Annotated in this window: 38 protein-coding genes; 1 reads left to right on the forward strand and 37 read right to left on the reverse strand. The window is 33.3% G+C overall.

All coding sequences use genetic code 11. The features are described from left to right. Positions 1-9: 9 nt before the first annotated feature. The 4 genes from FLAPXU55_RS20675 to FLAPXU55_RS20690 form a co-directional block, all read right to left on the reverse strand. Positions 10-2,460: a polysaccharide biosynthesis tyrosine autokinase gene (locus FLAPXU55_RS20675; RefSeq protein ID WP_180861023.1), complete on the reverse strand. Its 2,451-nt coding sequence runs from the start codon at positions 2,458-2,460 to the stop codon at positions 10-12. Positions 2,461-2,476: 16 nt separating this feature from the next. Then, positions 2,477-3,265 (reverse strand): polysaccharide biosynthesis/export family protein, encoded by a 789-nt coding sequence (locus tag FLAPXU55_RS20680; protein ID WP_180861026.1) that lies wholly within the window; start codon positions 3,263-3,265, stop codon positions 2,477-2,479. A gap of 70 nt (positions 3,266-3,335) precedes the next feature. Next, a complete protein-coding gene (recR, locus tag FLAPXU55_RS20685) occupies positions 3,336-3,956 on the reverse strand; it encodes a recombination mediator RecR (RefSeq protein WP_180861029.1) in 621 nt (206 codons plus the stop codon). A gap of 187 nt (positions 3,957-4,143) precedes the next feature. Then, positions 4,144-4,509: a CoA-binding protein gene (locus FLAPXU55_RS20690; protein ID WP_053470840.1), complete on the reverse strand. Its 366-nt coding sequence runs from the start codon at positions 4,507-4,509 to the stop codon at positions 4,144-4,146. 151 nt (positions 4,510-4,660) lie between these two features. Between FLAPXU55_RS20690 and FLAPXU55_RS20695 the strand changes: the two genes are divergently transcribed. Then, positions 4,661-5,287: a MarC family NAAT transporter gene (locus FLAPXU55_RS20695; RefSeq protein WP_180861032.1), complete on the forward strand. Its 627-nt coding sequence runs from the start codon at positions 4,661-4,663 to the stop codon at positions 5,285-5,287. Between the two features lie 78 nt (positions 5,288-5,365). Here the strand turns inward: FLAPXU55_RS20695 and ctlX are convergent, their stop codons facing one another. The 33 genes from ctlX to rplC form a co-directional block, all read right to left on the reverse strand. Next, positions 5,366-6,301: a citrulline utilization hydrolase CtlX gene (gene ctlX / locus FLAPXU55_RS20700; protein WP_053470838.1), complete on the reverse strand. Its 936-nt coding sequence runs from the start codon at positions 6,299-6,301 to the stop codon at positions 5,366-5,368. A 17-nt stretch (positions 6,302-6,318) separates the two neighbouring features. Beyond that, a complete protein-coding gene (locus tag FLAPXU55_RS20705; protein WP_180861035.1) occupies positions 6,319-7,233 on the reverse strand; it encodes a dimethylarginine dimethylaminohydrolase family protein in 915 nt (304 codons plus the stop codon). Positions 7,234-7,296: 63 nt separating this feature from the next. Beyond that, positions 7,297-8,574, reverse strand: coding sequence for a citrate synthase (locus FLAPXU55_RS20710; RefSeq protein ID WP_053470836.1), 1,278 nt, complete (start codon positions 8,572-8,574; stop codon positions 7,297-7,299). 156 nt (positions 8,575-8,730) lie between these two features. Then, on the reverse strand, positions 8,731-10,023 hold the full coding sequence (eno, locus tag FLAPXU55_RS20715; protein WP_180861037.1) for a phosphopyruvate hydratase: 1,293 nt from the start codon (positions 10,021-10,023) through the stop codon (positions 8,731-8,733). A 102-nt stretch (positions 10,024-10,125) separates the two neighbouring features. Beyond that, the gene (gene carA, locus FLAPXU55_RS20720) at positions 10,126-11,244 is read right to left on the reverse strand and encodes a glutamine-hydrolyzing carbamoyl-phosphate synthase small subunit (protein ID WP_180861053.1); all 1,119 of its coding nucleotides are present in this window, start codon (positions 11,242-11,244) and stop codon (positions 10,126-10,128) included. Positions 11,245-11,485: 241 nt separating this feature from the next. Beyond that, positions 11,486-11,977, reverse strand: a complete 492-nt coding sequence (gene rplQ / locus FLAPXU55_RS20725) for a 50S ribosomal protein L17 (protein WP_053470833.1) — start codon at positions 11,975-11,977, stop codon at positions 11,486-11,488. Positions 11,978-12,039: 62 nt separating this feature from the next. Continuing rightward, on the reverse strand, positions 12,040-13,032 hold the full coding sequence (locus tag FLAPXU55_RS20730; protein ID WP_008464329.1) for a DNA-directed RNA polymerase subunit alpha: 993 nt from the start codon (positions 13,030-13,032) through the stop codon (positions 12,040-12,042). A gap of 21 nt (positions 13,033-13,053) precedes the next feature. Next, on the reverse strand, positions 13,054-13,659 hold the full coding sequence (rpsD, locus tag FLAPXU55_RS20735; protein ID WP_029272055.1) for a 30S ribosomal protein S4: 606 nt from the start codon (positions 13,657-13,659) through the stop codon (positions 13,054-13,056). Positions 13,660-13,748: 89 nt separating this feature from the next. Beyond that, positions 13,749-14,132, reverse strand: coding sequence for a 30S ribosomal protein S11 (gene rpsK, locus FLAPXU55_RS20740; protein ID WP_053470832.1), 384 nt, complete (start codon positions 14,130-14,132; stop codon positions 13,749-13,751). An 8-nt stretch (positions 14,133-14,140) separates the two neighbouring features. Further along, positions 14,141-14,515 carry a 30S ribosomal protein S13 gene (gene rpsM, locus FLAPXU55_RS20745; protein ID WP_012022478.1) on the reverse strand — a complete coding sequence of 125 codons (375 nt, stop codon included), beginning with the start codon at positions 14,513-14,515 and terminating at the stop codon, positions 14,141-14,143. Between the two features lie 2 nt (positions 14,516-14,517). Next, on the reverse strand, positions 14,518-14,634 hold the full coding sequence (ykgO, locus tag FLAPXU55_RS20750) for a type B 50S ribosomal protein L36 (RefSeq protein ID WP_002987490.1): 117 nt from the start codon (positions 14,632-14,634) through the stop codon (positions 14,518-14,520). Positions 14,635-14,646: 12 nt separating this feature from the next. Beyond that, entirely contained in the window at positions 14,647-14,862 is a 216-nt protein-coding gene (infA, locus tag FLAPXU55_RS20755; protein WP_007136545.1) for a translation initiation factor IF-1, read from the reverse strand. Between the two features lie 7 nt (positions 14,863-14,869). Then, on the reverse strand, positions 14,870-16,216 hold the full coding sequence (secY, locus tag FLAPXU55_RS20760) for a preprotein translocase subunit SecY (RefSeq protein ID WP_053470831.1): 1,347 nt from the start codon (positions 16,214-16,216) through the stop codon (positions 14,870-14,872). Positions 16,217-16,229: 13 nt separating this feature from the next. Next, positions 16,230-16,682, reverse strand: coding sequence for a 50S ribosomal protein L15 (gene rplO, locus FLAPXU55_RS20765; RefSeq protein WP_017495009.1), 453 nt, complete (start codon positions 16,680-16,682; stop codon positions 16,230-16,232). 11 nt (positions 16,683-16,693) lie between these two features. Then, positions 16,694-16,876 (reverse strand): 50S ribosomal protein L30, encoded by a 183-nt coding sequence (rpmD, locus tag FLAPXU55_RS20770; protein ID WP_017495010.1) that lies wholly within the window; start codon positions 16,874-16,876, stop codon positions 16,694-16,696. A gap of 12 nt (positions 16,877-16,888) precedes the next feature. Next, positions 16,889-17,413, reverse strand: coding sequence for a 30S ribosomal protein S5 (gene rpsE, locus FLAPXU55_RS20775; protein ID WP_085950926.1), 525 nt, complete (start codon positions 17,411-17,413; stop codon positions 16,889-16,891). A 3-nt stretch (positions 17,414-17,416) separates the two neighbouring features. Then, a complete protein-coding gene (gene rplR / locus FLAPXU55_RS20780; RefSeq protein WP_053470830.1) occupies positions 17,417-17,767 on the reverse strand; it encodes a 50S ribosomal protein L18 in 351 nt (116 codons plus the stop codon). Positions 17,768-17,778: 11 nt separating this feature from the next. After that, positions 17,779-18,321, reverse strand: coding sequence for a 50S ribosomal protein L6 (gene rplF / locus FLAPXU55_RS20785; protein ID WP_053470829.1), 543 nt, complete (start codon positions 18,319-18,321; stop codon positions 17,779-17,781). 18 nt (positions 18,322-18,339) lie between these two features. Beyond that, positions 18,340-18,738: a 30S ribosomal protein S8 gene (rpsH, locus tag FLAPXU55_RS20790; RefSeq protein ID WP_029272051.1), complete on the reverse strand. Its 399-nt coding sequence runs from the start codon at positions 18,736-18,738 to the stop codon at positions 18,340-18,342. Between the two features lie 78 nt (positions 18,739-18,816). Beyond that, positions 18,817-19,086, reverse strand: a complete 270-nt coding sequence (gene rpsN / locus FLAPXU55_RS20795) for a 30S ribosomal protein S14 (RefSeq protein ID WP_008464305.1) — start codon at positions 19,084-19,086, stop codon at positions 18,817-18,819. A 3-nt stretch (positions 19,087-19,089) separates the two neighbouring features. Continuing rightward, entirely contained in the window at positions 19,090-19,641 is a 552-nt protein-coding gene (rplE, locus tag FLAPXU55_RS20800) for a 50S ribosomal protein L5 (RefSeq protein ID WP_017495015.1), read from the reverse strand. Between the two features lie 2 nt (positions 19,642-19,643). Beyond that, positions 19,644-19,958, reverse strand: a complete 315-nt coding sequence (gene rplX, locus FLAPXU55_RS20805; RefSeq protein ID WP_053470828.1) for a 50S ribosomal protein L24 — start codon at positions 19,956-19,958, stop codon at positions 19,644-19,646. An 11-nt stretch (positions 19,959-19,969) separates the two neighbouring features. Continuing rightward, complete coding sequence (rplN, locus tag FLAPXU55_RS20810) at positions 19,970-20,338, reverse strand: 50S ribosomal protein L14 (protein WP_007803649.1); 369 nt, start codon at positions 20,336-20,338, stop codon at positions 19,970-19,972. A 2-nt stretch (positions 20,339-20,340) separates the two neighbouring features. Further along, positions 20,341-20,601 carry a 30S ribosomal protein S17 gene (rpsQ, locus tag FLAPXU55_RS20815; protein WP_007803646.1) on the reverse strand — a complete coding sequence of 87 codons (261 nt, stop codon included), beginning with the start codon at positions 20,599-20,601 and terminating at the stop codon, positions 20,341-20,343. A gap of 17 nt (positions 20,602-20,618) precedes the next feature. Further along, positions 20,619-20,810, reverse strand: a complete 192-nt coding sequence (gene rpmC / locus FLAPXU55_RS20820; RefSeq protein ID WP_008464297.1) for a 50S ribosomal protein L29 — start codon at positions 20,808-20,810, stop codon at positions 20,619-20,621. Positions 20,811-20,822: 12 nt separating this feature from the next. After that, positions 20,823-21,248 carry a 50S ribosomal protein L16 gene (rplP, locus tag FLAPXU55_RS20825; RefSeq protein ID WP_017495016.1) on the reverse strand — a complete coding sequence of 142 codons (426 nt, stop codon included), beginning with the start codon at positions 21,246-21,248 and terminating at the stop codon, positions 20,823-20,825. Between the two features lie 19 nt (positions 21,249-21,267). After that, positions 21,268-22,026 carry a 30S ribosomal protein S3 gene (gene rpsC, locus FLAPXU55_RS20830; protein ID WP_012022487.1) on the reverse strand — a complete coding sequence of 253 codons (759 nt, stop codon included), beginning with the start codon at positions 22,024-22,026 and terminating at the stop codon, positions 21,268-21,270. A gap of 5 nt (positions 22,027-22,031) precedes the next feature. Then, positions 22,032-22,445, reverse strand: coding sequence for a 50S ribosomal protein L22 (gene rplV / locus FLAPXU55_RS20835; protein WP_007803631.1), 414 nt, complete (start codon positions 22,443-22,445; stop codon positions 22,032-22,034). A 6-nt stretch (positions 22,446-22,451) separates the two neighbouring features. Beyond that, positions 22,452-22,730: a 30S ribosomal protein S19 gene (gene rpsS / locus FLAPXU55_RS20840; RefSeq protein WP_012022488.1), complete on the reverse strand. Its 279-nt coding sequence runs from the start codon at positions 22,728-22,730 to the stop codon at positions 22,452-22,454. A gap of 6 nt (positions 22,731-22,736) precedes the next feature. Continuing rightward, complete coding sequence (gene rplB / locus FLAPXU55_RS20845) at positions 22,737-23,561, reverse strand: 50S ribosomal protein L2 (RefSeq protein WP_035650459.1); 825 nt, start codon at positions 23,559-23,561, stop codon at positions 22,737-22,739. Positions 23,562-23,570: 9 nt separating this feature from the next. After that, a complete protein-coding gene (rplW, locus tag FLAPXU55_RS20850) occupies positions 23,571-23,861 on the reverse strand; it encodes a 50S ribosomal protein L23 (protein WP_012022489.1) in 291 nt (96 codons plus the stop codon). A gap of 7 nt (positions 23,862-23,868) precedes the next feature. Continuing rightward, positions 23,869-24,498, reverse strand: a complete 630-nt coding sequence (gene rplD / locus FLAPXU55_RS20855) for a 50S ribosomal protein L4 (RefSeq protein ID WP_053470827.1) — start codon at positions 24,496-24,498, stop codon at positions 23,869-23,871. Continuing rightward, positions 24,498-25,115 carry a 50S ribosomal protein L3 gene (gene rplC, locus FLAPXU55_RS20860; protein ID WP_007803612.1) on the reverse strand — a complete coding sequence of 206 codons (618 nt, stop codon included), beginning with the start codon at positions 25,113-25,115 and terminating at the stop codon, positions 24,498-24,500. Before rplC ends, rplD begins: the two co-directional genes overlap by 1 nt. Positions 25,116-25,437 lie beyond the last annotated feature (322 nt).

The raw sequence follows: 25,437 nt of genomic DNA on the forward strand, positions 1-25,437 counted from the left end.
TGTTCAAAATTATTTTTTCCTAAATTTACCAGAAATCAAGTTCCAAAGTCCGCTTTGTTTCTCTTCTTCATGATATCCATTCGAGTAAGCTCCGTAACCGTATCCATAGCCATATGTAGAACCGTATTTTGCTTTGTTTTCGAAACCATTAAAAACGATACTTGTATTACTTAATTCCCCTCTTTTTACCTTATTATTAAGCAACGTTATCATATCTTTTTTCGTATAATTCTGTCTAACAATATATAAAGTAACATCTGCATATTGAACAAGTTCTGATGCATCTGAAACTAAACCAACTGGAGGAGTATCAAGAATTATATAATCATATTTTTGTTTTAATTCATCTATTAACTCTTTCATCGCATCACTTAGAATTAATTCTGACGGATTTGGAGGAATTGGTCCGGAAAGTATTACATCAAGATTTGGAACTTGTGTTGAATTTGTAATTTCATCCAAAGTATTTTGTTTAATTAAATAATTAACAACTCCTAATTGTTGATTTACTAAAGAGAATTCATCTGCTAATCTTGGTTTTCTTAAATCCAGGCCAACGATAACTGTTTTCTTTTCACTTAAAGCAAAAACTGTGGCAATATTAATTGAACAAAATGTTTTTCCTTCACCACTTATAGATGAAGTGATCATCAAAGTTTTTGAACCATAAAGCTGTTGTCTTTTATATAAAAATTGTAATGATGATCGTATACCTCTAAAAGCTTCCGAAAGAGCAGATTTTGGCTTGTCAAACACAGCTAAACTTACTGCGTCTTTATTTAATCCTACTACTCCTATTATTGGTATTTCTGTCAACTTACTAATATCATCAGTATTTTGAATTGAATTATTAATAAAGAAAATTATAGATACAATTATTAACGGGATTAATATCCCCAAAAATAAAGCCAGGATATAATTAGCAGAAGTTTTTGGTCCAATTAAGCCTTCACCAATATCTTTTGCAGGGTCAATAAAGTGAATGTCTGATAAATTTGAAGCTTTTACGATTTCTGCCTCATTTCGTTTCTGAAGAAATTCGGTATAAATATTATCATTTAAATCGTATTTCCTTTTAATTTTCAACAACTCTTGTTGTTCTTCTGGAAGTTTTTTAACCGTACTTTCTGCCTGTCCAATTTTTGCATTTATCAATGATAGGTCATAAAGTAAGGAAGCTTTAGCTGAAATTATATTTTCTAACAAAACACTTTTAACAGCTTGCATTTGATTATCAAAATCTTTAAAAATTTTATCACTTTTTACAGCGTAAGCCATCTCTGATCTTTGCGTAGAAAGAGCAATAAGTTTAGAAATATTTGTGACAATATTAGGATCTTCAATACCTGCTACAGAAGGTGCCGGCAGTCTAGAATAATCAACGCTATTATTTAAATAAGATCTTAAAGAATTATAATAAGCAATTTTTCGTGTTACTTGATCTTTTTCAACATCAAAGTCCATTATTTTATCTGAAAACTTAGATGCTCCTCCTTCAATTTCATAAATATTTTTATCCTTTCTAAAACTTTTCAATTCGTTGCCGGTTTGCTTCAACTGTCCTTCCATAGAAACAAGTGTGCTGTCTATAAATCTTATTGTATTGGTTGCAAACTGATTTTTACCATCTAATTGAATTTTTATCAACATTTTTACTGTTGCGTTTAAATATTCAACCATTCTGGCTTTATTGGTTCCCTGCATTCCTAAAGTTAAAAGTGATCCACCATTTTTATCACTATCTACACTTATTCCTTTGTAACGAGAAACTGTTCCGTCAAAATCATTAAATTTTATAAAATACTCTTTTCCCTTATAAAATCCGGGATTATCATTAATTTGTAATTTCCAATTTAAAAAAGGCAGAGAAACGTGCTCTCCAACTTTATATTTTTTAATAAAGGTTAAAGGCTGTACAGAAGTATTACTATAAGTATTGGTAGAATAAGTAATTAACGAAACTGAATTACTTTCAAATGGTATTTGAATTTGATATTCATTTTCACTTAAAAATTTAATACTAATTAAAGTATTTGCGAGCTGGCCTTTTGTTTTATCTATATCAACATAAAAAGGAACTGCTCCATAAGAATCAATTAAATTGTATTTTCCTTGTTCAAGATAATCGATATAGTACTGTAACTTATCAACAACCAACTCATTATGTGACCTTGATTGCAATATGGTAGAAATTCCATTAACCTGATCTGAAATTCCGCCCCAATTAAAAACTAAACTTGTGTTAGATGTAAAAAACGGATTGCTTTCTTCTTTTATAGAAATCATGGTTTGCATTCCGTAAATTTTTTCTTTTCGGATATTTACCTGATATGCAATTGTAAAAGCAATAATTAAACTTGCCAAAAACCATTTCCAATAACTTAAGATTTTTAATAAAAATCCCTTAAAATCAAAGTTTGAATGATTCTCAAAAATGGAAAAATCTTTTATATCTAACATCTTAATAAATTATTTTTTAATTTCTGATTATCAAATAAACTGTTGTAGCTAATGACAATAAGGTTATAATTGTTCCTATAGATTGAATCCCCGTTTGTCCAGTTCCCCACGTTTTTTGCTTCAACGGTTTTACATAAATATAATCGTTTGGCTGCAAATAATAATATGGGGATTTCATTACGTTTACATCTGTAAGATCTAATTCATTCATTTGTACTCCGGTTGGAGTTTGTCTAATAACTGTTACTGCCTTTCTATTACCAACAGTTGTAATGTCTCCAGCGTTTGCAATCGCTTCCATTATATTTACATTATCCTTGAATAATGTTTTTGTGCCCGTACTTCCAACTTCTCCATTTATAGTATACCTAAATCCTGCCAATTTTACTGTGACAAAAATATTAGCTTCACTTTTAAAATATTCCTCAAGTAATTTTTTCTCAATTTTAATGCGAACTTCTTCAAGAGTATATCCAATAACATTTATTTCCCCTAAAATTGGAATTCTAATATTTCCGTGATCATCTACAGTAAATCCATCAAAATACAAGGTCGATTCTGATTTCCCCTCTATCTTACTTTCTGATTTATTAAATATCGAAACTAATTTTGGATCGATGGCTTTTATATCAATAGTTAAAACATCATTTACTTGTAGTCTATAAGGCTTAGATTCTACTAATGCAATATTATTTTGCTCTGATGAAGTATTTTTATCCTGAAGATAAACGAGATCGTTTAAGGGAATACAAGATGTAAACAATGTGCTTATCAGCAAGAATATATAAAAACTATTTTTTGTCATTTTGAAAATTTTAACGCAAATATAGTTTTTCCTTTAGTTTTCAGGAAATCTATATATTATTTACTGGCATTTAATTACTTTTGAAAGTTTTTTCGAACGGAACACGATGCAAAATACTTCTTCCAAGTGTAATTTCATCAGCATATTCTAATTCATCTCCAACGGAAATTCCTCTTGCTATAGTAGAAATCACAATTTCTGAATCGGCGATTTGTTTATAAATGTAAAAATTTGTGGTATCTCCTTCCATTGTAGAACTCAAGGCGAAGATTATTTCAACCACTTTTCCTGATTTTACTTTTTCAACTAAAGTAGAAATATTTAACTGGCTTGGACCAACTCCCTCAATTGGAGAAATTTTACCTCCTAAAACATGATAAATTCCTCTGTATTGTCCAGTATTTTCAATCGCCATGACATCGCGTATGTCTTCTACAACACAAATCATTTGATGATTTCTGCTAGTATTTGCACAAATTTCACAAATCTTCGTATCTGATATATTATGGCAATTTTGACAAAATTTAATGTCTTCACGCATATTTAATAACGCTTGTGACAGAAATCCTGTTTGTTCTTTTGGCTGCTTTAACAAATGAAGAACTAAACGCAATGCTGTACGCTTACCAATTCCTGGCAATTGCGACATCTCGTTGACCGCTTTTTCAATAAGTTTTGATGAAAATTCCATGACGACAAAAGTAATACTTTTAATGGTATAGCCGGCTTTGACACATCTAAAATCAGCATTCAAAAGATTATATATTATTACTGAATTTATTTTAGCATCAATAAAAACGATATTCTTTTATGGCGATCCCGATATTTCGGAAGCCATAAAAGATATAATGGATAGCCGATATTAGCTCACGAAAAAATTAATATTGATTCGTAGCCAATAAAACCAAAGTACATGCAACTTCAACTTCAATATTATTTAATTCCAACAATTGATATAATTCAGGATTTTCTGTTCCGGGATTGAAGATTACTCTTTTAGGCTGTGCTTCAACGATGTAATTATAATAATCACGCTGACGAGTAGGATTTAGATATAAAGTTACTGTATCTATATTTTTAACCGGAACGGCTTTGGTATGAATTTTTACCCCTGCCACTTCTCCAGTGTTTTGTCCAATTGCAAGAACAGTATGCCCTTTTTGAGTTAATGCATTTATTGCTCTAAAAGCATAACGATCAGGTTTTGTGGTTGCTCCAAGCAACAATGTTTTTTTATTTTTCATTATATTAGAATATTTCACAAAAGTAGTCAAAAAGGACGAGCATAATTTATTCTATTGATTTAGAATATTGACTGTAAAAAATAATATCATCATATAAATTTACACCCAAGTATTAAAATTTGACTATTTTTACTTCACTAACCAATATTATATGGATTTATTTATTTACCTATTTGCTGCACTTTTCTCAGTACTAAACCCAATTGGGACAGTTCCCATTTTTGTTGGATTAACGCAGCATGATTCTCAAAAAGAACGCTCTAGAATTTCTTTATGGACTGCCATAAATGTTGGTATTATCTTATTGGTTTCTTTTTTTATTGGCCAATATGTTTTAACTTTTTTCGGGATAAGTATTGATGCACTTCGAATTGCAGGCGGAATCGTGATTGTTAATTCTGGCTTTTCATTGCTTTCTGGTAAATTCAATAAAAAACGAGGCATCAATAAAAAAATTGAAAATGAAGTACAACAAAGAAATGATATTGCTTTAACACCATTAGCAATCCCAATGCTTGCTGGTCCAGGTTCTATTTCTTTATTAATTGCATTTTATCAGGAACATCATCAAGTGGAGGAAATCGTTTTTTCTTGTCTTGCAATTTTAGCAATAGCTGTAGTCATTTTTGTAATTCTAAAAAGCGCACATTATCTGGCAAGAATTTTAGGTGCATCTGGGATTGTAGCAATCTCCAGAATTGTTGGTTTCATTGTAATTTCTATCGGAATTCAATATATCGTAAGTTCGATCGTAAATATTATAAAAGGAAATTTTTAAAATGTTTCCATATTGTACAAAACAAAAAAGGGATAAAAACACTACGTTTTTATCCCTTTTTATATTTATAGACTAATTTTAATTTCTTGGCAAAAACACTTCAGCCATCATACATCTTGCACTTCCGCCACCACAAGCTTCAATTGTATCTAAACTCGAACTTAAAATTTCAGCGTGTTTTTCTAATTGTTGAATTTGTTTTGGAGTTAAACTTTGATGAGCTGATGCACTCATAACGATATATTTTTTATCATTCGTTCCTCGAACTTCCAACATATTTCCGGCAAAATTATTAACCTGATCTTCTGTAATTAGAATAATTTCTTTTTTATCATCTTTTAGATTATCAAGAACCATTTTACGCTCTTTTTTATCATCGATGCAATCTGCACAAATAACTGCGAAAGTTTCACCTAAACACATCATAACATTGGTATGATATATTAATTTACGATCACCGTCAACAGTTTGAAAAGCTTCAAAAATTACCGGAGCATAATCAAAATCTTCACAAAACTCAATAAACAATTCTTCGTCAGCACGAGGCGATAATGCACAATATGCTTTTGCATTGGCACGATCTAAAAGTAAGCTTCCGGTTCCTTCTAAAAAATAACCATCGTCTTCTGCAGATGTGTAATCCATTATATTAGAAATCTCAAAACCTTTTTCCTCCAAAGTATCTAAAATATCTTCACGGCGTTCTAAACGACGATTTTCTGCAAACATTGGATAAAGTGCGACATCACCATTTTCGTGAAATGAAACCCAATTGTTTGGAAAAATACTATCTGGAGTATCGGTTTCCAAATTATCTTCAATTACGGTTACGTCAACACCAACAGCTCTTAGTTTTTCAACAAAAGTATCAAACTCTTGCTGCGCTTTTGCATTAACTGTACTTGGCAATAATCCGTCTAATACTTTTTGGTAATAATTATTTACAGCTGTTTGTTCATTCATTCTGAAAGCAACAGGCCGTATCATTACGATTGCATTTGTTGTTTGTTTCATTTTATATGTTTTTTGTTTTAGTCTCTAATTAATGGTAAAGTTGAACATCTCAATAAACCTTCTTGTTTTGCAATTTCTGCATACGGAATTTCTTCTACAGTAAAACCATTTGCTCGAAGCCAGTTATTTAATCTGGTAAAGTTTTTCTCAGAAACAACAACATCTTTATCAATCGAAAATACATTCGAAAACATATTATACATTTCTTCTCTTTCAATATGGAATAAGTTTTCTTTTCCGAAAAGATTTACCAAATACAAATAATCTGCTTCTTCACGGAAACCTCTTTTGTAAATGATTCCTTTGTCTTTTCCAACAGGTTGAAAACAACAGTCTAAGTGCAACGCATTGTCACGAGCTTCTAACTTCGATTTAACTAAATCAAATTCTTTCACAATTTTATTTGGAAACAATTCTTTAATATAATTTACGCCATGCATATTTGTTCTGGCAGTAATATAATCTTTGTAATCACTTCCTTTGTATGTTCCAATAAAAATATGATCATTCCAAAGCATAACATCGCCGCCTTCAATGTGAACTTCTTCTGGCGGGCGTACAACTTTTATTGCATCAATTTGATCAATCACATATTGAATTGCATCTAACTCGCGTTCACGATCTGGTAAAATATTTGATTTTATGAAAACATCATCAATTACAAATCCTATATCTCTGGCAAAAATCTGATTGTAATTTTCAATCATTTCAGGACGATAAACAGTTACATCGTATTTCTGAAAAACAGCATTAAAAGCATCCATCTCAGCAACCATATCTTTTTCGATTGGATATGTTCCAGCTTTAATATGTTCCAATGATTTAGGATCATAGGCCTCTTCTAATGAAGGAGTTGGCCCATTATGAACGGCTGAACCCAAAACTACAGCACGCAATCTTGAAGTTTCGTTCTTTACATTTAATTGCAACATAACTTTATTATATTTTTGACAAAGATAAAAAAAGCTTTACAGTTAAGTAAAGCTTTAGTTTTTTTATTTGTTAGACTTAAAGTCTCTTAAAGGATGTCCAGTATAAATTTGTCTTGGCCTTCCTATTGGCTCTTTATTTTCACGCATTTCTTTCCATTGTGCAATCCAGCCTGGAAGTCTTCCGATAGCAAACATAACCGTAAACATATCTGTTGGAATTCCTAATGCTCTGTAAATAATTCCAGAGTAGAAATCAACGTTTGGATATAAATTTCTTGATTTGAAGTAATCATCTTCAAGGGCTGCTGCTTCTAATTTTTTAGCAATTTCTAAAATAGGATCTTCAACACCTAAAGTTTCTAAAACTTCTTTAGCTGCTTTTTTGATGATTTTTGCTCTTGGATCAAAGTTTTTATAAACTCTATGACCGAATCCCATTAAACGGAAAGGATCATTTTTATCTTTAGCTTTTGCCAAGAATTTATCCGTATCTCCACCGTCTTTATTAATTTCCTCAAGCATTTCAAGTACTGCTTGGTTAGCCCCTCCGTGAAGCGGTCCCCAAAGAGCAGAAACTCCTGCAGAAATAGAAGCAAATAAACCAGCATGAGATGAACCTACCATTCTTACTGTAGATGTCGAACAGTTTTGCTCGTGATCTGCATGAAGAATAAATAACTTATCTAAAGCATCAACTACAACAGGATTTGCTGAATAAGGTCCTGTAGGTAATTTAAACATTAACTGCATAAAATTATCTACATAACCTGTTGTGTTATCGTAATAATTTAATGGATAACCCATAGATTTTCTATAAGTCCAAGTAGCAATTACAAGAAATTTACCCATTGTTTTACAAATGGCTTCGTACATTTCTTTTTCATTGTCTACATTAACTGCTTTTGGGTTAAATGCCGTTAAAGCACTTGTTAAAGCAGATAAAACTCCCATTGGGTGAGCTGTTTTTGGAAAACCATCAATGATATTTTTCATTTCTTCGTTTACCAAAGTATGCTTTTTAATACCATTTTCAAACTGCTCTAATTCCTGAGCTGTTGGTAATTCTCCGAAAATCAAAAGATAAGAAACTTCTAAAAAACTAGCCTTTTCAGCTAAGTCTTCGATTGAATATCCTCTGTAACGTAAAATTCCTAATTCTCCGTCTAAGAAAGTGATTTCACTTTTACAAGATCCAGAGTTTTTATATCCCGGATCAATTGTAATAATACCTGTTAAATCACGTAATTTGTTAATATCGATAGCTGATTCATTTTCGCTTCCTGTGATTACCGGAAGTTCAATTTTTTGACCATCTACTTCTAATGTAGCTATTTTTGACATAATATAATCGGAAATAATTCTATAAAATAATAATTTATCAAATCTAAGGAATTTAAGACTAACTAAAAAAAGAATCCTGCTATGAATTTGTTAAAACTCCAAAAAAAAACCATTCGTTAACACGAATGGTTTCTTTTCAACATATAACTCTTACGATTATTTGATCTTGAAAGCGTTTAATCCAGGGAAATAAGCAGTACTTCCTAACTCTTCTTCGATTCTTAATAATTGATTGTATTTTGCCATACGATCAGAACGAGAAGCAGAACCTGTTTTAATTTGTCCACAGTTTAAAGCAACTGCTAAATCAGCAATTGTATTATCTTCTGTTTCTCCAGAACGGTGAGACATTACTGAAGTATAACCAGCATTCTTAGCCATATTTACTGCAGCGATAGTTTCTGTCAAAGTTCCAATTTGGTTTACTTTTACAAGTATTGAATTAGCGATTCCTTTTTCAATACCAGTTGACAAACGCGCAACATTAGTAACAAATAAATCATCACCTACTAATTGTACTTTATTTCCAATTTTTTCAGTTAAATATTTCCATCCATCCCAGTCATCTTCATACATACCATCTTCGATAGAAATAATTGGATATTTAGCAGTAAGTTCAGCTAAATAATCAGCTTGCTCTTCAGATGTTCTGATTTTTCCAGTTTCTCCTTCAAATTTAGTGTAATCGTATTTACCGTTTACATAAAACTCAGAAGCAGCACAGTCAAGAGCAATCATAATTTCGTCACCAAAAGTATATCCAGCTTTTTCAACCGCTAATTTGATAGTATCTAAAGCATCTTCAGTACCACCTGCTAAATTTGGAGCAAAACCACCTTCATCACCAACAGCTGTACTTAAACCTCTGTCGTGTAAAACTTTTTTCAAGCTGTGGAAAATTTCAGTTCCCATTTGCATAGCATGTGTAAAAGAAGTTGCTTTTACAGGGAAAATCATAAATTCCTGGAATGCAATAGGCGCATCAGAGTGAGAACCCCCATTGATGATATTCATCATTGGAACAGGTAACGTATTAGCAGAAACTCCACCTACATATCTGTATAAAGGTAATCCAAGTTCATTAGCAGCAGCTTTTGCAGCAGCCAAAGAAACTCCTAAAATTGCATTAGCTCCTAATTTTGATTTATTTGGAGTCCCATCTAAATCGATCATTAATTGATCAATTGTATTTTGTTCGAAAACAGAAGTTCCAACTAATTCCTCAGCAATAACAGTATTTACATTGTTCACTGCATTCAAAACTCCTTTTCCAAGATAAGCCTTACCTCCATCACGTAATTCAACAGCTTCGTGTTCTCCAGTTGATGCTCCAGATGGAACTGCAGCTCTTCCTAAAACTCCGTTTTCAGTTACTACATCAACCTCAATAGTAGGATTTCCTCTGGAATCCAAAATTTGTCTTGCGTGAACTTTAATTATAATACTCATTATTTTTGTTTTTTATTAATAGATTATAGATTTTTTTTCGAAATTAGAAAAATATTTAATATTAAAAACGAATTTTCTTTACTAAACACCTTTATTTATTAACTACATCGTTTTAGACACAGCTAGTTTTATATTCTCAACAAATTGATCAAATAAATATGACGAATCATGTGGTCCCGGACTTGCTTCTGGGTGATATTGTACTGAAAAACAATTCTTATTTTTCATTCTCATACCTGCAACAGTTCCATCATTTAAATGTAAATGTGTAATCTCTAAATCAGGGTGATTATCTAATTGCTCTTTCTTTACAGCAAAACCATGATTTTGAGAAGTAATTTCACCTTTTCCTGTAATGATATTTTTTACCGGATGATTAATCCCGCGATGTCCATTAAACATTTTATAAGTCTGAACTCCATTTGCCAAAGCAATGACCTGATGTCCTAAACAAATTCCAAATAAAGGTTTATCCTCTGTTAGAATTTTCTTTGCAACTTCGATCGCTCCAAATAAAGGATCTGGATCTCCAGGCCCATTTGATAAGAAAAACCCATCTGGATTAAACGAATTCAAATCTTCATAAGTTGAATTGTATGGAAAAACTTTAATATAACAATCTCTCTTAGCTAGGTTTCTTAAAATATTCTTTTTGATTCCAAGATCAAGTGCCGAAATTTTATATGTTGCATTTTCATCTCCAACAAAATAAGGCTCGGTTGTAGATACTTTTGAAGCCAGTTCCAAACCTTCCATATCAGGAACATTTGCTAATTCCTTTTTCAAATCTTCAATTGAAGTTCCATCTGTACAAATAACAGCATTCATAGCTCCATTGTCACGAATATAACTTACAAGAGCCCTTGTATCAACATCAGAAATACAAATCAGGTTTTGTTTCGTAAAGTAATCTTCCAGACTTCCAGAAGCACCTTCTCTAGAATAATTAAAGCTAAAGTTTTTACAAACCAAACCGGCAATCTTGATGCTGTCTGATTCTACTTCTAAATCATTAACACCATAATTACCAATATGCGGATTAGTCGCAACCATAATTTGACCAAAATAAGAAGGATCTGTAAAAATCTCCTGATATCCGGTCATTCCAGTATTAAAACAAACTTCACCAAAAGTTTTACCGCTGATTCCGATAGATTTACCATGAAAAATAGTTCCATCACTTAGTAATAAAATGGCGCTTTGTCGTGTTGTGTATTTCATTCTTTAATTTGTATTGTTTTTAATCGTCTTATGAAACTTTGATGTTTCATTTGTAATTAGATATTTTGCAAATTTACTTCTTTAAAAGAGTGCTGCCAAGATTTTTTAAATTTTTCATTCATAAAAATAAAACCTTGACACTGAAATAAGTTAAATTTTACTCTTCTAAAAAAAATCAAAAAAAAAGGATAAACTAAAAATTAGCTTATCCTTGATTTCTATAGAATCATTACTTTCATAATTATTCAGAAGCTTCAGTAGTCGATTCTGATTCAGCAGCAGGAGCTTCAGGAGCAGTACCTTCAGCTTTCTTAGCTTTACCACCACGACGGCTTTTAGCTTTTTTAACTTCTTTTTTACCTCCATTGTAAAGTTCATTGAAATCTACAAGTTCGATCATCGCCATATCAGCGTTATCTCCCAAACGATTTCCAACTTTAATGATACGAGTGTATCCACCTGGACGGTCACCAACTTTAGCTGCTACATCTCTGAACAAGTCAGTTACTGCATATTTGCTGCGTAAGTAAGCAAAAACAATACGACGGTTGTGAGTCGTATCTTCTTTTGATTTTGTGATTAAAGGCTCAACGAATTGTTTAAGCGCTTTTGCTTTAGCAACAGTAGTGTTAATACGTTTGTGCTCGATAAGAGAACAAGCCATATTAGCCAACATAGCTTTTCTATGTCCAGTCTGTCTGCTTAAGTGGTTGAATTTTTTTCCGTGTCTCATGACGTGTTTTTTTTATCTTCATCTTGCTACAATCCACTATGGAGAGCAAAATATGAAGTAAATTATTCTTTATCTAATTTGTATTTAGCTAAATCCATTCCGAAAGTTAAATTCTTCACTGCAACAAGTTCATCAAGTTCAGTTAAAGATTTTTTACCAAAATTACGGAATTTCATTAGGTCATTTTTATTGAACGATACTAAATCACCAAGTGTATCAACTTCAGCCGCTTTCAAGCAATTTAATGCTCTTACAGATAAATCCATATCAACAAGCTTAGTTTTAAGCAATTGTCTCATATGCAATGACTCTTCATCATACGATTCTGTTTGTGCAATTTCGTCAGCCTCAAGTGTAATTCTTTCATCAGAAAACAACATGAAATGGTGAATTAAAACTTTAGCAGCTTCAGTAAGAGCATCTTTTGGATTAATCGATCCATCAGTTTTGATTTCAAAAACTAACTTTTCGTAATCTGTTTTTTGCTCTACACGGAAATTTTCGATTGCATATTTTACATTTTTTACCGGAGTAAAAATAGAATCTGTAAAAATCGTTCCAATTGCAGCATTTTGTTTTTTGTTCTCCTCAGCAGGAACGTATCCTCTACCTTTTTCGATTGTTAAATCGAAGTTCAATTTGATTTTAGAATCTAAATTACAGATAACAAGGTCTGGATTCAAAACTTGAAAACCTGAGATAAATTTTTGAAAATCACCTGCTGTTAATTGATCTTTACCAGAAACAGAAATAGTAACTGATTCATTATCGATATCTTCTATCTGACGTTTGAAACGTACTTGCTTTAGATTAAGGATAATTTCGGTAACATCTTCAACAACACCTGAAATAGTAGAAAACTCATGATCTACACCTTCGATACGAACAGATGTAATTGCATAACCTTCTAACGCTGAAAGCAAAACTCTTCTAAGTGCATTACCAACTGTCAATCCATAACCAGGTTCTAAAGGTCTAAATTCGAATTTACCTTCAAAATCGGTTGAATCGATCATGATAACTTTATCGGGCTTTTGAAAATTAAATATTGCCATAAATTTCGACTAAGTCAATTATTATTTGTTGTACAACTCTACGATTAATTGTTCTTTAATGTTTTCTGGAATTTGAAGTCTCGCAGGTACAGAAACAAAAGTTCCTTCTTTAAGATCATTGTTCCAAGTAATCCATTCATAAACATGACTTGAATTTGATAAAGAACGCTCGATAGCCTCTAAAGATTTAGATTTTTCACGAACTGCAACTTTATCACCAGGCTTAAGGTGGTAAGAAGGAATATTAACAACTTCACCGTTTACTGTAATGTGTCTGTGAGATACTATTTGACGAGCACCTCTTCTAGATGGAGCAATTCCCATTCTAAAAACAACATTATCTAATCTTGCTTCACATAGTTGTAATAAAACTTCACCAGTAACTCCTTTAGTAGCTGATGCTTTTTCGAATAAATTTCTGAATTGTTTTTCTAAAATTCCATAAGAATATTTAGCTTTTTGCTTTTCCATTAACTGAACAGCGTACTCAGATTTTTTTCCTCTTTTTTTAGCCATCCCGTGTTGTCCAGGTGGGTAATTTCTTTTTTCGAAAGATTTATCATCTCCGAAGATTGCTTCGCCAAATTTACGGGCGATTCTTGTGCTAGGACCAGTATATCTTGCCATTTTGAATTGTTTAAGATTGAGATTATGAATTCAGGTCTTATCCTTCGATAATCTATATTCAATCTAGGTTATACTATAATTTTTGAGTATTAAACTCTACGTCTTTTTGGAGGACGACATCCGTTGTGAGGCATTGGAGTAACGTCGATAATCTCAGTAACTTCAATTCCACCGTTATGAATAGAACGGATAGCAGACTCACGTCCGTTTCCTGGTCCTTTTACATAAACTTTTACTTTTTTAAGTCCAGCCTCAAGAGCTACTTTACTACAATCTTCTGCTGCCATTTGAGCTGCGTACGGAGTATTCTTTTTAGAACCTCTGAAACCCATTTTTCCAGCTGAAGACCAAGCAATAACTTCACCTTTCTTATTTGTCAAAGAAATAATAATATTGTTAAAAGTAGAAGAAACATGAGCTTCACCCGTTGATTCAACGATAACTTTACGTTTTTTTGCAGTTGCTTTAGCCATATTACTTATTATTTAGTTGCTTTTTTCTTGTTAGCAACAGTTTTTCTTTTTCCTTTTCTAGTTCTAGAGTTGTTTTTAGTTCTTTGACCTCTTAATGGAAGACCAGATCTATGACGAATTCCTCTATAACAACCAATATCCATTAAACGTTTGATGTTCAAAGAAACTTCAGAACGCAACTCTCCTTCAATTTTGTAAAATGAAACAGCATCACGAATCGCTCCGATCTCGTCATCATTCCAATCTTGAACTTTTTTATCTTGGCTAACTTGAGCTTTCTCTAAAATCTCAATAGCTCTACTTTTTCCTAATCCGAAGATGTAGGTAAGTGCTATAACACCTCTCTTGTTTTTTGGGATATCTACCCCTGCTATTCTTGCCATAATTATCCTTGTCTTTGTTTAAATCTAGGATTCTTTTTGTTTATCACGTACAATCTTCCTTTTCTACGCACGATAATGCACTCGGCACTTCTCTTTTTTACTGATGCTCTAACTTTCATAGTGAATATCCTTTAATATCGATAAGTAATTCTTGCTTTTGACAAATCGTAAGGACTCATTTCTAGTTTCACTTTATCACCAGGTAATAATTTGATATAATGCATACGCATTTTTCCAGAAATATGAGCAATTACAATATGTCCATTTTCTAACTCCACACGGAACATCGCATTAGATAATGCTTCAATGATTGATCCGTCTTGTTCTATTGCTGATTGTTTTGCCATAAATATATTAAGCTACTGCTTTTCTATTTTTACCAGTCTTCATTAAACCATCATAATGTTTGTTTAACAAGTATGAATTGATTTGTTGAATAGTATCTATCGCAACTCCAACCATAATTATTAATGAGGTACCTCCAAAAAACATTGCCCAAGATTGTTGTACATCCATAATACTTACAACAATAGCTGGGAACACAGCAATCAAAGCAAGGAATAAAGATCCTGGGAAAGTTATTAAAGACATCACTTTATCAAGAAATTCAGAAGTTTCAGCTCCAGGACGAACTCCAGGAATAAAACCACCACTTCTTTTTAAATCATCAGCCATTTTGTTAGTAGGTACAGTGATCGCAGTATAAAAGAATGTAAATACAATAATTAAAGTTGCAAAAACAAAATTATACCAGAAACCAAACATATTACTAAATGCACCAACAATAGATTGTGATGTGTCTGATTTAGACAATCCAGCTACTGCTGCAGGGATAAACATAATTGCCTGAGCAAAAATGATAGGCATAACTCCAGAAGCATTAAGCTTAAGAGGAATCCATTGTCTGTTACCACCTGCTAAATCTTGCTCATAGTCACCAGTTGTAGTACGACGAGCGTATTGAACCGGGATTCTACGTACTGCCATTGTAAGCAATACACAAGAAATGATTACCAATAACCACACAATAATTTCAATAACTAACAACATTGGACCTCCATTGTTATTGGTAACTCTCGTAGTAAACTCTTGAATAAAAGCTTGAGGTAAACGAGCTAAGATACCAACCATAATTAATAATGAAATTCCGTTTCCAATACCTTTATCTGTAATTTTTTCACCAAGCCACATAGCAAAAATTGTACCAGTAACTAAAATGATAACAGACGAGAACAAAAATTCAGGTGAATTAAATCCTAGTAAGAATGCACTTCCAGGTAACGTTCTGTATAAATTATAGATATAAGTTGGACCTTGAACCAGTGTAATAGCTATAGTCAACCAACGAGTGATTTGGTTAATCTTTTTTCTACCACTCTCCCCATCGTTTTGAAGTTTTTGCAAATAAGGAATCGCAATTCCCATTAACTGAACAACAATAGATGCAGAAATATAAGGCATAATACCTAAAGCAAAAACTGAAGCTTTAGAGAAAGCACCTCCTGTAAACATGTCTAGGATAGATCCTAAACCATTTTTAGTTTGTCCCGCTAAACCTGTTAATTGAGTTGCGTCAATTCCAGGCAGCGTTACATGTGCACCAAAACGATATACCAAAAGTAATCCTAACGTAATTAAGATTCTGTTTTTCAGTTCTTCGATTTTCCAAACATTACTTATTGATTCAATAAATTTCTTCATCTTAATAGATAAGTTATATAGTTACAGCTTCTCCACCAGCAGCTTCAATAGCAGCTTTTGCAGTAGCAGTAAATTTGTGGGCAGTTACTTTTAATTTTGCTTTCAATTCTCCTCTACCTAAAATCTTAACGATTTCATTTTTGGTAGCTAGACGATTTGCTACGAAATCTGTCATAGAAACAGAATCAGTAATCACACCATTGTCTACTAATAATTGAAGCGTATCTAAATTAACACCTTCGTATTCTTTACGATTGATGTTTGTGAAACCAAACTTAGGTACACGTCTTTGAAGTGGCATTTGTCCTCCCTCAAAACCAATCTTTTTAGAATAACCAGAACGAGATTTTGCTCCTTTGTGACCTCTTGCAGAAGTACCACCTTTTCCAGAACCTTCTCCTCTACCTAATCTTTTATTTTGATTGTGCGTTGACCCTTCAGCTGGTTGTAAGTTACTTAAATTCATAACAGTATTTGTTATTTAGCTTCTTCAACAGAAACTAAGTGTTTAACTTTGTTTATCATACCAAGGATAGCAGGGTTTGAATCATGCTCTACAACTTGACCCATTTTACGTAGACCTAAAGCTTCTAATCCTCTTTTTTGAGAAAGAGGGCAGTTGATTTTGCTTCTTACTTGTTTTACTAATAATTTAGCCATAATTTCCTTGAATTAACCTTTAAAAACTTTTTCTAAAGAAACACCTCTTTGTTTTGCAACAGTGTGAGCGCTTCTCATTTGTAATAAAGCATCAAAAGTTGCCTTAACTACGTTATGAGGATTTGATGATCCTTGAGATTTAGATAATACGTCGTGAATACCTACTGATTCAAGAACTGAACGAACAGCTCCACCAGCAATAACTCCTGTACCATGAGAAGCAGGAATTAAGAATACACGCGCACCACCAAATTTACCTTTTTGTTCGTGAGGAACAGATTGTCCATTCAAAGGAATTTTTACTAAATTTTTCTTAGCATCTTCTACTGCTTTCGCAATTGCTTCAGAAACGTCTTTAGATTTTCCTAATCCGTGACCAACTACTCCGTTTTCATCACCTACAACTACAATAGCAGAAAAACCGAAAGCTCTACCACCTTTTGTAACTTTAGTAACACGATTAACACTTACCAGACGATCTTTAAGTTCAAGACCACTTGGTTTTACCAATTCTACATTTTTGTATTTAGACATAATATATTAGAATTTAAGTCCAGCCGCTCTTGCGCCTTCTGCTAATGATTTAATACGACCGTGATACAAATAACCACCTCTATCAAAAGTGATTGTTTCGATCCCAGCTTTTAACGCTTTCTCTGCAACTAGTTTTCCAACAGCAGCAGCTACTTCAACGTTAGTACCTTTTCCTATTTCTTTTTCTCTTGAAGATGCAGCTAAAATAGTAACTCCATTTACATCATCAATAAGTTGAGCGTAAATTTCTTTGTTACTTCTAAATACAGATAGTCTTGGGTTAGCAGCAGTACCACTAATCGATTTTCTAATTCTGAATCTAATTCTCTGTCTTCTATCAGATTTTGTTAATGACATAATCTTATTTTTTAAGCTGATTTACCTGCTTTTCTTCTTAATACTTCACCCACAAATTTAACACCTTTTCCTTTGTATGGTTCAGGCTTACGGAAACCTCTGATTTTCGCAGCAACCTGTCCTAAAAGTTGTTTATCAAATGATGTTAATTTTACGATTGGGTTCTTACCTTTTTCAGATATTGTTTCTAAAGATACTTCTGGAGCAATTTCTAAAACAATATTGTGAGAATATCCAAGAGCTAAATCTAATTTTTGACCTTGGTTTGAAGCTCTATAACCAACTCCAACTAATTCTAGTTCTTTTGTGAAACCTTCAGAAACACCTACAATCATATTATTGATCAAAGATCTGAATAATCCGTGTTTTGCTCTGTGGTCTTTATGATCAGACGATCTTTCAACTAAAACTTGATCGCCTTCAACAGTTACATTAACGTCCGAAAACTCCTGAACTAATTGACCTTTTTTTCCTTTTACTGTAATAATACCGTCTTTAACTTCTACAGTTACACCAGCAGGGATTACAATTGGGCTTTTACCTATTCTTGACATCTTATCTAGTGTTTAAAATTAGTATACGTAACAAATTACTTCACCACCTACATTTAATTGTTTTGCTTGTTTTCCAGTCATAAGACCTTTTGAAGTAGAAACAATAGCAATTCCTAATCCGTTAAGGATTCTCGGTAATTTGGCAGCACCAGCATACTTACGTAAACCTGGTTTACTAATTCTTTGGATATCTTTAATTACAGGCTCTTTAGTATCTTTATCGTACTTTAAAGCAATTTTGATAGAACCTTGAACAGTGTTCGTTTCAAATTTGTAACTTAAGATATAACCTTGATCAAATAAGATCTTAGTTATTTCTTTTTTAAGATTAGAAGCTGGAATTTCAACAACTTTGTGGTTTGCAGCCACAGCGTTACGAACTCTAGTCAAATAATCTGCAATAGGATCTGTATACATATGTATTTGATTGCGATTATGGTTTTCAGGAAGCACTCTGCCTCCTGAACCTTTAATCAATTTATAAACTTTTTTAAATTACCAGCTGGCTTTTTTAACACCTGGAATTAATCCATTGTTAGCCATTTCACGGAAAGTTACACGTGAAATACCGAATTGACGGATATAACCTCTTGGTCTTCCAGTCAATTTACAACGGTTGTGCAAACGAACAGGTGAAGCGTTTTTTGGTAATCTTTGTAAACCTTCATAGTCTCCAGCTTCTAATAAAGCTTTTCTCTTTTCAGCATATTTAGCTACCGTTTTTTCTCTTTTCACCTCACGGGCTTTCATTGATTCTTTAGCCATATCTTAATTCTTTTTAAAAGGTAATCCTAATTCAGCCAATAATGACTTTGCTTCCTTGTCTGTTTTTGCAGTAGTAACAAATGTAATATCCATTCCTGAGATTTTGTTTACTTTGTCAATATCAATTTCTGGGAAAATGATTTGCTCCAAAACTCCAAGATTGTAGTTACCTCTTCCGTCGAAACCAGTAGCTTTGATACCACTAAAATCTCTAACGCGCGGTAAAGCAGAAGTAATAAGTCTATCTAAAAACTCATACATTCTTTCACCACGTAAAGTAACTTTTGCTCCAATAGGCATCCCTTTTCTCAATTTGAATGACGCAACGTCTTTCTTTGAAATTGTAGATACTGCTTTTTGTCCAGTGATCTTTGTTAACTCATCAACTGCATAGTCAATAAGTTTTTTATCAGATACAGCTGCACCAACTCCACGGCTCAAAACGATTTTTTCAAGTTTTGGAACTTGCATAACGTTTGTATATCCGAACTCTTCTTTAAGAGCAGAGATTACTCTACTCTTATATTCTTCTTTTAGTCTAGGTGTATATGCCATTACTATAGTACTTGATTAGATTTTTTTGAAAATCTTACTTTCTTATCTCCTTCTACTCTAATACCTACTCTAGTTGTTTCCTTAGTTTTAGGATCAATTAGAGAAATGTTAGAAATTTGAATAGAAGCCTCTTTCTTAACGATACCACCTTGAGGGTTTTTAGCACTTGGTTTTGTATGTTTTGAAACCAGGTTTACACCTTCAACTATCGCTTTATTTTTCTCACGGTAAACACGTAAAACTTTACCTTCAGCACCTTTATGGTCTCCAGCAATAACTCTTACGATATCTCCTGATTTTATTTTTAGCTTTATCATCTTAAAACGAATTAAAGCACTTCTGGTGCTAATGATACAATTTTCATGAATTGTTTTTCACGAAGTTCTCTTGCTACCGGACCAAAAACACGAGTTCCTCTCATTTCCCCTGCAGCATTCAAAAGAACACATGCATTGTCATCGAAACGGATATAAGAACCATCAGCTCTTCTCACTTCTTTTTTGGTACGTACAACAACTGCAGTTGAAACAGCTCCTTTTTTCACGTTACCGTTTGGAGTTGCATCTTTAATAGATACTACAATCTTGTCACCAACAGAGGCATACCTTCTTTTGGTACCTCCTAAAACACGGATAGTTAAAACTTCTTTTGCTCCCGTGTTATCTGCTACTTTTAGTCTTGATTCCTGTTGTACCATAATTATTTAGCTCTTTCTAAGATTTCAACTAATCTCCAACATTTTGTTTTACTTAAAGGACGCGTTTCGCTAATTCTTACAGTATCTCCAATGTTACAGTCGTTTGTTTCGTCGTGTGCAACATATTTCTTAGTTTTCAACACGAACTTACCGTATAATGGGTGTTTTACTTTTCTTACTTCAGCAATAACAATAGATTTATCCATTTTATTTGAAGTAACAACACCTATTCTTTCTTTTCTTAAATTTCTTTTTTCTTCCATCTTTCAGCAGAATACAATTATTGTAACTCTCTTTTAGTTAACTCTGTAGCCAATCTTGCAACTGTTCTTCTAACGCTTCTAATTTGAAGTGGGTTAGCAATTGGAGATATAGCGTGAGCCATTTTTAGGTCAGCATATACTTTCTTAGTTTGACTAAGCTTTTCTTGCAACTCCGCTGCAGAAAGATCTTTTATTTCTGATTGTTTCATAATAAATATAAATTATGCTTCGAAATCTCTAGCAACGACGAATTTAGTTTTTACTGGAAGTTTCTGAGCTGCAAGACGTAAAGCCTCTTTTGCAACTGACAATGGAACTCCTCCAACTTCAAACATAATTCTTCCTGGTTTAACAACAGCAGCCCAATACTCAACTGCTCCTTTACCTTTACCCATACGTACTTCAAGAGGTTTCTTAGTGATAGGTTTGTCTGGAAATATTTTAATCCATAATTGTCCCTCTCTCTTCATGTAACGAGTTGCAGCGATACGTGCAGCTTCGATTTGACGAGAAGTTAAGAACATTCCATCTTCATGTACAGATTTAATACCAAACATTCCATTTGAAAGTTCATGCCCTCTTTGAGAGTTACCTTTCATTTTACCTTTTTGTACCTTACGGTATTTTGTTCTTTTAGGCTGTAACATTTTTCTTTAGTTTAAAAATTTACTTTCTTTTACGAGCGTCTGGTTTTCCACCTTTATTAAAGTTAGATTTACCTCTAGGGGCATCTCCACCTTTACCACCGCCAGTACCAGATTGTTTTTTATCCATTCCAGCAAGTGGAGAAAGATCTCTCTTTCCATAAACTTCACCTTTCATGATCCATACTTTGATACCCATTCTACCATAAGTAGTGTGAGCTTCAGCCAAAGCATAATCAATATCAGCTCTGAAAGTTGATAGAGGAATTCTACCTTCTTTGAAACCTTCTGAACGTGCCATTTCAGCACCATTCAAACGACCAGAAATCAAAACTTTAATACCTTCTGCATTCATACGCATAGAAGCTGCAATAGCCATCTTAATTGCACGTCTGTAAGAGATACGGCTTTCGATTTGACGAGCGATGCTTGTCGCCACAAGATAAGCATCTAACTCAGGTCTTTTAATTTCAAAGATGTTAATTTGAACCTCTTTGTCAGTAACTTTCTTAAGTTCTTCTTTTAACTTGTCTACCTCTTGTCCGCCTTTTCCGATAATAATACCAGGTCTAGCAGTAGTGATAGTAACGGTTACAAGTTTCAAAGTTCTCTCGATGATTACTTTAGATACACTAGCTTTTGATAAACGAGCGTGGATATACTTTCTGATTTTGTGATCTTCGGCAAGTTTATCACCGTAATCATTTCCACCATACCAGTTTGAGTCCCACCCTCTGATGATACCAAGTCTATTTCCAATTGGATTTGTCTTTTGTCCCATGCTGCTTAAGAATTGCTTTGTGTGTTATTGATAGCTCCAAGCACGATTGTAACGTGGTTAGAACGTTTTCTTATTCTGTGTGCACGACCTTGTGGAGCTGGACGAAGTCTTTTCAACATCATTCCACCATCTACTCTGATCTCTTTAACAAATAATCCAGCTTCTTCTAAATTACCTTCACTATTTTTTTGCTCCCAGTTGTTGATTGCAGATAATAATAGTTTTTCTAATTTTCTTGAAGCTTCTTTAGAACTGAATCTTAAAATGTTAAGTGCTCTTTCTACCTTCTGACCTCTTACCAAGTCCGCTACTAAGCGCATTTTTCTAGGTGAAGTAGGGCAGTTATTCAATTTTGCGAAAGCAATAGACTTATTAGCCTCTTTTCTCGCATCTGCTGTTTCTCTTTTACGAACTCCCATTGCTTCTTATTTTTTACCTTTATTTTTTGCTCCAGCATGACCTCTAAAAGATCTAGTTGGTGAAAACTCTCCTAATTTGTGACCTACCATGTTTTCTGTTACGTAAACTGGTACAAATTGACGACCGTTATGAACTGCGATAGTTTGTCCAACGAAATCCGGAGTAATCATAGAAGCTCTAGACCAAGTCTTTACTACACTATTTTTACCACTTTCTACGTTTTCCTGAACTTTCTTGTCTAATTTATAATGAACGAAAGGTCCTTTTTTTAATGAACGTGCCATATCTTATTATTTCTTTCTACGTTCTACGATATACTTGTTACTCGGGTTTTTCTTAGAACGAGTTCTGTAACCTTTAGCTGGCAATCCGTTTCTTGAACGTGGGTGCCCTCCAGAAGAACGTCCTTCACCACCTCCCATAGGGTGATCAACTGGGTTCATCGCTACTGGTCTAGTTCTAGGTCTTCTTCCTAACCATCTTGTTCTACCTGCTTTTCCAGATACAACTAATTGGTGGTCAGAATTAGAAACAGCTCCAATTGTAGCCGAGCAAGTTAACAAGATTAATCTTGTTTCACCAGATGGCATTTTAATTGTTGCGTATTTCCCGTCTCTTGCCATTAACTGAGCAAAAGTTCCAGCTGAACGAGCAATAACCGCTCCTTGTCCTGGACGTAACTCAATACAAGATATAACAGTTCCAAGAGGAATTCTGCTTAAAGGTAATGTATTACCAATTTCAGGTTGAGATTCTGGACCAGAAACTAATTTCTGACCAACTTTCAATCCGTTTTGAGCAATTACATAAGTTTTCTCTCCATCAGCATAAGCTAATAAAGCGATAAATGCAGTACGATTTGGATCGTATTCGATTGATTTCACTGTAGCTGGAATTCCATCTTTAGTTCTTTTGAAATCAATAATACGATATCTCTGCTTGTGACCACCACCCGTATAACGCATGGTCATCTTTCCTTGACTATTTCTACCTCCAGAGTTTTTTATCGGCGCTATCAAAGAGCGTTCCGGCTTATCAGTTGTAATGGCGTCATAACCATTCACAACTCTAAATCGCTGACCTGGGGTAATAGGTTTTAATTTTCTTACTGACATTTTTCTATCTTAGATATTGTTGTAAAAATCAATTGTTTCTCCTTCTTGTACTTGAACAATTGCTTTTTTAATTGCATTTGTCTTTCCACTGATTAAACCACTTTTAGTGTATTTAGTAGATCTATCTGGTCTCACATTCATTGTGTTAACTGAAACGATAGTTACTCCATAAGCAGCCTCAACAGCTTTCTTAATTTGAACTTTGTTTGCTTTTTTGTCAACAACGAATCCGAAGCGGTTTAGAACTTCACTTTCTTTGGTTACTTTTTCTGTTACTATAGGTCTAATTATGATACTCATACTCCTATTATTTGCTTAAATTTTCTTCGATTAACTCCAAAGAACCTTCTAAAAGCACTAAATTATTAGTGTTTAAAATAGCGTAAGTGCTTAATTCCGAGCTAGTTACGACATTAGAAGCCTTTAAATTGCGTGACGACAAATATACATTTTTATTTGACTCTCCCAACACAAATAGAGATTTTTTATTTTCTAACCCTAAAGCTTTCAAAACGTTAATGAAATTTTTAGTGTTTGGCGCATCAAAATTAAAGTCTTCAACAACGATAATATTTGATTCTTTTGCTTTGATTGAGAAAGCAGATTTTCTTGCCAATCTTTTTAAACCTTTATTCAATTTGAATGAATAACTTCTTGGTCTTGGTCCGAAAATTGTTCCACCACCTTTAAACAATGGATTTTTGATACTTCCCGCACGAGCCGTACCAGTTCCTTTTTGTTTTTTAATCTTACGTGTACTTCCTGTCACTTCAGCTCTTTCTTTAGCTTTGTGAGTTCCTTGTCTTTGATTAGCAAGATATTGCTTAACATCAAGGTATACAGCGTGATTATTTGGTTCAATTGCGAATACTGAATCAGAAAGTTGAACTTTTCTTCCAGTATCTTTTCCGTTGAAATCTAATACTTTTACTTCCATTACTTCTGAATGATTACATAAGAGTTTTTATGTCCAGGAACGCATCCTTTAATAACAAGCAGGTTCTTTTCAGCAACTACTTTTAAAACTCTAAGGTTTTGAACTTTTACATTGTCTCCTCCCATTCTTCCAGCCATACGCATTCCTTTGAATACTCTAGATGGATATGAAGAAGCTCCCACAGAACCTGGCGCTCTTAAACGGTTGTGTTGACCGTGAGTTGCTTGTCCAACACCACCAAATCCGTGACGTTTAACAACCCCTTGAAAACCTTTACCTTTAGATACACCTTGTACATCTACAAATTCTCCTTCAGCAAAAATAGAAACATCAATAAGATCTCCTAATTTTTGTTCAGTTGCAAAATCTTGAAATTCAACGACTTTTTTCTTAGCAACAGTTCCAGCTTTTTTAAAGTGACCTAAAGCCGCTTTAGTGGAATGTTTCTCGTTTTTGTCATCGAAACCAAGTTGCAACGCTTCGTACCCGTCAACACCTTTGGTTCTGACTTGGGTAACAACACACGGCCCAGCTTCGATTACTGTACAAGGAATGTTTTTCCCGTTTTCATCAAAAATGCTAGTCATGCCGATTTTTTTACCAATTAACCCAGACATAAATATTAATTATTAATTACTAAAATTCCCTTCAATTTGAAAATAACAGAAATTTCCAAACAGGGAGTGCAAAAGTATACATTAAAATTGAATATACCAAACAGTTACAAAAATTAAATCGCTCATAATCAAAATCCAACGATCAAACCCACTATTAGCAATAAGCCATATGTGTAAAAAATATTTTTTCTCCCCTTAACCGACAGATATATTATTCTTAACAATTACTTCATCTACTAAAGAAAAAACCTCTTCACCAATATAAAACAGCATACATTTTAAACAAAATCATAACAATTCATTTCTTTTAGTAAATTCATGA

Source organism: Flavobacterium panici, from assembly GCF_903819335.1.
GTDB lineage: Bacteria > Bacteroidota > Bacteroidia > Flavobacteriales > Flavobacteriaceae > Flavobacterium > Flavobacterium panici.